Raw genomic sequence first — 5,158 nt, 5'->3', positions numbered from 1 at the left:
TCCAAATTTTTTCATAATATCTCTCCAACAAGCATATATGGGAACAGTTTTTGATTTTTAATATTTTAGCATAAAATAGAAGAAAACAAAAGTGAGGTATTTCACATGAAAAAACAAAAACTATTTCCTTTATTATTCCTAATTTTGGGAGGAATTATGATTATCGTTGTTGGCTAGTACTAAGAAATTAGTTACTAGAATACTTATATCTTCAATCAAAAAAGAGACTGGAAAAAAGTCTTAAAATCAAAAAACGCATAGTATCAGGTGTTGAAAAACTTGATACTATGTGTTTTATTGTGGAAATATTTATTGGGCATTCTCCTCAAATTAAGTTTATCCCCAACTTCTTTTGTTGCTTAATGTGATACGCGACGGCGAGCTGCTTTTTTACGGTTTTCTTCGATGAAAGCTGCTTTTTGCTCTTCTGGTTCGATCACTTTCTTTTTAAATGCGTATACTGCACCTGCGACGGCAGCGACAGTTCCTGCGACACCTGTTACAAGACCTTTAGCGAATCCTTTAGCCATGAGTCTTCCTCCTTTATCTTCCTGATCAGACAGACTCCTCAAGAGGTGGCATTTTTCTGACTGACCTTTTTGTGTTATAATAATAGTAACGAAAAAATGGGAATTTTTCAAGGAAAAAAGATGAAAACAAAAATAATTGTGATTGTTGGACCTACTGCAGTTGGAAAAACAGCCCTTGCCATCGAAGTTGCCAAGCGTTTTAATGGCGAAGTGGTTAGTGGAGATAGCCAGCAAGTCTATCGAGGACTTGATATTGGGACGGCCAAGGCTAGCCCAGAGGAGCAAGCGGCTGTTCCTCATCATTTGATTGATGTTAGAGAGGTAACCGAGTCTTACTCGGCTTTTGATTTTGTTTCAGAAGCTAAGATGGCTATTGGGGATATTCACAGCCGTGGCAAGCTTGCCATTATCGCTGGTGGGACTGGACTTTATATCCAGAGCTTGCTAGAAGGTTACCACCTGGGTGGGGAGACTCCCCATGAGGAGATTCTGGCCTATCGGGCTAGTTTGGAGCCTTATACAGATGAGGAGTTAGCCCATCTGGTAGAGCAAGCAGGTCTTGAAATTCCCCAGTTTAATCGTCGTCGTGCTATGCGTGCCTTGGAAATTGCCCATTTTGGTCAGGATTTGGAAAATCAAGAGACCTTGTATGAACCATTGATTATCTGCTTGGATGATGAGCGGAGTCAATTATATGAACGAATCAATCATCGAGTGGATTTGATGTTTGATGCCGGACTTTTGAACGAAGCTAAATGGTTGTTTGACAACTATCCAGATGTTCAGGCAGCTAAAGGTATTGGATACAAGGAACTCTTTCCTTATTTCCGTGGAGAGCAGACCTTGGAAGAAGCCAGTGAGAGTCTCAAACAGGCTACCCGTCGTTTTGCCAAGCGTCAGTTGACCTGGTTCCGTAATCGCATGCAGGTTACCTTTTATCAGATAGGAGAGCCTGGTGTGAAGGACCGCATTTTAAGCCAGTTAGAGGAGTTTTTAGATGATTGAAACGGAGAAAAAAGAGGAGCGGGTCCTGCTCATTGGTGTGGAATTGCAGGGCATGGACAATTTTGATCTCTCTATGGAAGAATTGGCCAGTCTGGCTAAGACAGCTGGGGCAGTCGTTGTAGATAGTTACAGACAAAAACGTGAAAAATATGATTCCAAGACCTTCGTCGGCTCTGGTAAGTTAGAAGAAATTGCGCTCATGGTGGATGCAGAAGAAATTACCACTGTCATCGTCAACAACCGTTTAACTCCACGGCAAAATGTCAATCTAGAGGAAGTTCTGGGTGTTAAGGTCATTGACCGTATGCAGTTGATTTTGGATATCTTTGCCATGCGAGCTCGAAGCCATGAAGGGAAGCTCCAAGTTCACCTAGCCCAGCTCAAATATCTCTTGCCTCGCTTGGTTGGTCAGGGAATTATGCTCAGCCGTCAGGCAGGGGGAATTGGTTCCCGTGGACCTGGTGAAAGCCAGCTGGAGCTGAACCGTCGTAGCGTTCGCAATCAAATCACGGATATCGAGCGCCAGCTCAAGGTGGTTGAGAAAAATCGGGCGACTGTCAGAGAAAAACGTTTGGAGTCAAGCACCTTTAAGATTGGTTTGATTGGTTATACCAATGCTGGGAAGTCAACTATCATGAACACCTTGACCAGTAAGACTCAGTACGAGGCAGACGAGCTCTTTGCGACTCTGGATGCGACAACTAAGAGTATTCATCTAGGAGGCAATCTCCAAGTAACTTTGACAGATACCGTGGGCTTTATCCAAGATTTGCCGACAGAGTTGGTATCTAGTTTCAAGTCAACCTTGGAAGAAAGCAAGCATGTGGATCTTCTAGTTCATGTCATCGATGCCAGCAATCCTTACCACGAAGAGCATGAAAAAACGGTCCTTTCCATCATGAAAGACTTGGACATGGAGGATATTCCTCGCCTGACTCTTTATAATAAAGCAGATTTGGTGGAGGATTTTACGCCTACCCAAACGCCTTATGCCCTCATTTCTGCCAAGTCTGAGGATAGTCGTGAGAATTTGCAGGCACTATTTTTAGAGAAAATCAAGGATATTTTTGAATCCTTTACCCTGCGCGTTCCTTTTTCAAAGTCCTACAAGATTCATGATTTAGAAAGTGTTGCGATTCTTGAAGAACGTGATTATCAAGATGACGGAGAAGTCATTACAGGCTACATTTCTAAGAAAAATAAATGGAGGTTAGAGGAATTTTATGACTGATATTAAAACGTTGGCTCTAAAATATGGGGGCTATACAAGTCTGGACAAGGTCTATCTGGATCAGCTTCTAGCTGGCAAGACAGAGCAGGAGCAGTTGGCACTTATCACACCTCCGCCCAGCGTTGTCAATGCTTACTTTGCAGAACTTTACCAAAAAAAGAGTCCTGAAGCGGCAACCGATTATTTTGCGGAACTCAGTCAAGAACTGAATCTTTACAATACTGAACCTAGTTTCACCCTCGAAAACAAGCCTTTTATTCGCCTAAACCTGTCTGGTAAATCCTTTGGTTTTTGTTATGAGAGTGAGGGTCTGGGTCGAATTTTCTCTGAAAATGAAGAGGTTATTTCAGAAGATTTGCTCTTTGAAATTGCGCAAATTTTCCCCCATCAACTGATCTTTGAAGAGTCTGGTAAGATTTACATGAAGGCTGTCGGGGACGAGGAAGTTGTTAGCGTGGAAAATATCACAGCTTTGACTGATTTAGAAATCTTAACTGATGGTCGCAAGCGTCTTAAAGGCTATAGCCAAGAGGATTTATTGCAAGAAGCTGTTGCTTTTTCTGGCAAGCGCTATTTCCGATCGGAAAACCGCACAGCCATGTTATATATTGATTAATTAGAAAGTATCGAATGGATATTCAATTTTTAGGAACGGGGGCTGGTCAGCCCTCTAAAGCCCGCAATGTCTCAAGTCTCGCCCTGAAACTCTTGGACGAGATTAACGAAGTCTGGCTCTTTGACTGTGGAGAAGGTACGCAAAATCGCATTCTTGAAACGACAATTCGACCACGTAAGGTCAGCAAAATCTTTATCACCCATCTACATGGAGACCACATTTTTGGCCTGCCAGGTTTCCTTTCTAGCCGTGCCTTTCAAGCCAATGAAGAGCAGACAGATTTGGAAATCTATGGACCGCAAGGGATTAAGTCATTTGTCTTAACCAGCCTTCGTGTGTCAGGTTCGCGCCTGCCTTACCGTATTCATTTTCATGAGTTTGACCAAGATTCTCTAGGAAAAATCCTTGAGACCGATAAATTCGCGGTGTATGCAGAGGAGCTGGACCACACTATTTTCTGTGTTGGCTATCGTGTTATCCAAAAGGATCTAGAAGGAACGCTGGATGCTGAAAAACTCAAGGCTGCTGGTGTCCCATTTGGCCCACTTTTTGGGAAAATCAAAAACGGTCAGGATGTTGTTTTGGAAGATGGAACTGAAATCAAGGCAGCAGACTATATCTCAGCTCCACGTCCAGGTAAAATTATCACTATTTTAGGAGACACTCGAAAAACGGATGCCAGTGTGCGTCTGGCTGTCAATGCCGATGTCCTAGTTCATGAGTCCACTTATGGCAAGGGTGATGAAAAAATTGCTCGTAACCATGGCCACTCTACTAACATGCAAGCTGCGCAAGTAGCGGTAGAAGCAGGTGCCAAACGCCTCTTGCTCAACCATATCAGTGCCCGTTTCCTCTCAAAAGATATCAGCAAGCTCAAAAAAGATGCTGCTAGTGTTTTTGAAAATGTCCATGTGGTCAAAGACTTGGAAGAAGTGGAAATCTAGCAGTCACAGAAAGGAACAGTATGTCTACTATTCTCATTACTGGAGCTAGCGGTGGCCTAGCACAAGAAATTGTCAAACTCTTGCCAAATGACCAACTTATCTTGCTTGGTCGAGATAGGGAAAAATTAGCTCAACTCTACGGAAATCATCCCCATGCAGAATTGATTGAAATCGATATTACCGATGATTCAGCCTTAGAAACTCTGGTAGCAGACCTCTATCTCCGCTATGGCAAGATTGATGTCTTGATTAACAATGCGGGTTACGGGATTTTTGAGGAATTTGACCAGATTTCTGACCAAGATATTCATCAGATGTTTGAGGTCAATACCTTTGCCCTGATGAACCTGTCTCGACACCTTGCGGCTCGTATGAAGGAAAGGCGAAAAGGCCATATCATCAATATTGTCAGCATGGCAGGTTTGATTGCTACTGGCAAGTCTAGTCTCTACTCAGCTACCAAGTTTGCGGCCATTGGGTTTTCAAATGCTCTGCGCCTAGAACTCATGACTTATGGCGTTTATGTAACGACGATCAATCCAGGACCAATCCGCACAGGATTTTTTGACCAGGCTGACCCAGATGGCACCTATCTCAAGTCTGTTGACCGCTTCCTTTTAGAGGCAGATGTGGTGGCTAAAAAGATTGTTAAGTGTATAGGAAAAAACAAACGAGAACTAAATCTCCCAGTCTTGTTGAACTTGGCCCACAAATTTTATACCCTCTTTCCCAAGCTAGCTGATAAGTTGGCTGGGGGGATCTTTAATTATAAGTAAAAGGAGTTCCTTACAAAAGGAACTTTTTTTATGATATTTTACTGAGTGACAAGAAA

6 protein-coding genes are annotated in these 5,158 nt (G+C 42.8%); 5 read left to right on the top strand and 1 reads right to left on the bottom strand.

Annotation, left to right across the window (positions count from 1 at the left end; genetic code table 11):
* Positions 1 to 359: 359 nt before the first annotated feature.
* Positions 360 to 530, bottom strand: a complete 171-nt coding sequence (locus QZ565_RS08110; RefSeq protein ID WP_169447210.1) for a DUF3042 family protein — start codon at positions 528 to 530, stop codon at positions 360 to 362.
* 120 nt (positions 531 to 650) lie between these two features.
* Here QZ565_RS08110 and miaA point away from each other — a divergent pair, with 120 nt between their 5' ends.
* From miaA to QZ565_RS08085, 5 genes are read left to right on the top strand one after another with little or no spacing between them, the layout of a single operon-like run.
* On the top strand, positions 651 to 1,535 hold the full coding sequence (gene miaA / locus QZ565_RS08105; protein WP_261011068.1) for a tRNA (adenosine(37)-N6)-dimethylallyltransferase MiaA: 885 nt from the start codon (positions 651 to 653) through the stop codon (positions 1,533 to 1,535).
* A complete protein-coding gene (gene hflX / locus QZ565_RS08100) occupies positions 1,528 to 2,766 on the top strand; it encodes a GTPase HflX (protein ID WP_261089478.1) in 1,239 nt (412 codons plus the stop codon). The genes miaA and hflX overlap by 8 nt, the downstream gene beginning before the upstream one ends.
* Entirely contained in the window at positions 2,759 to 3,382 is a 624-nt protein-coding gene (locus QZ565_RS08095; RefSeq protein ID WP_261051976.1) for a cystathionine beta-lyase, read from the top strand. Before hflX ends, QZ565_RS08095 begins: the two co-directional genes overlap by 8 nt.
* 14 nt (positions 3,383 to 3,396) lie before the next feature.
* The gene (rnz, locus tag QZ565_RS08090; RefSeq protein WP_261051974.1) at positions 3,397 to 4,326 is read left to right on the top strand and encodes a ribonuclease Z; all 930 of its coding nucleotides are present in this window, start codon (positions 3,397 to 3,399) and stop codon (positions 4,324 to 4,326) included.
* Positions 4,327 to 4,346: 20 nt separating this feature from the next.
* Positions 4,347 to 5,102: an SDR family oxidoreductase gene (locus QZ565_RS08085; protein ID WP_295528004.1), complete on the top strand. Its 756-nt coding sequence runs from the start codon at positions 4,347 to 4,349 to the stop codon at positions 5,100 to 5,102.
* Positions 5,103 to 5,158 lie beyond the last annotated feature (56 nt).

The sequence above is a fragment of the uncultured Streptococcus sp. genome, assembly GCF_915066115.1.
In the GTDB taxonomy this organism is placed as follows: domain Bacteria; phylum Bacillota; class Bacilli; order Lactobacillales; family Streptococcaceae; genus Streptococcus.
Note: the sequence above shows the minus strand (reverse complement) of the source record. Positions and strands in the feature narration are given on the sequence as shown.

Bases quoted from the DNA above. Each gene is read 5' to 3' on its own strand.
- QZ565_RS08110 (WP_169447210.1), bottom strand. From the start codon at position 530: ATGGCTAAAGGATTCGCTAAAGGTCTTGTAACAGGTGTCGCAGGAACT.
- miaA (WP_261011068.1), top strand. From the start codon at position 651: ATGAAAACAAAAATAATTGTGATTGTTGGACCTACTGCAGTTGGAAAA.
- hflX (WP_261089478.1), top strand. From the start codon at position 1,528: ATGATTGAAACGGAGAAAAAAGAGGAGCGGGTCCTGCTCATTGGTGTG.
- QZ565_RS08095 (WP_261051976.1), top strand. From the start codon at position 2,759: ATGACTGATATTAAAACGTTGGCTCTAAAATATGGGGGCTATACAAGT.
- rnz (WP_261051974.1), top strand. From the start codon at position 3,397: ATGGATATTCAATTTTTAGGAACGGGGGCTGGTCAGCCCTCTAAAGCC.
- QZ565_RS08085 (WP_295528004.1), top strand. From the start codon at position 4,347: ATGTCTACTATTCTCATTACTGGAGCTAGCGGTGGCCTAGCACAAGAA.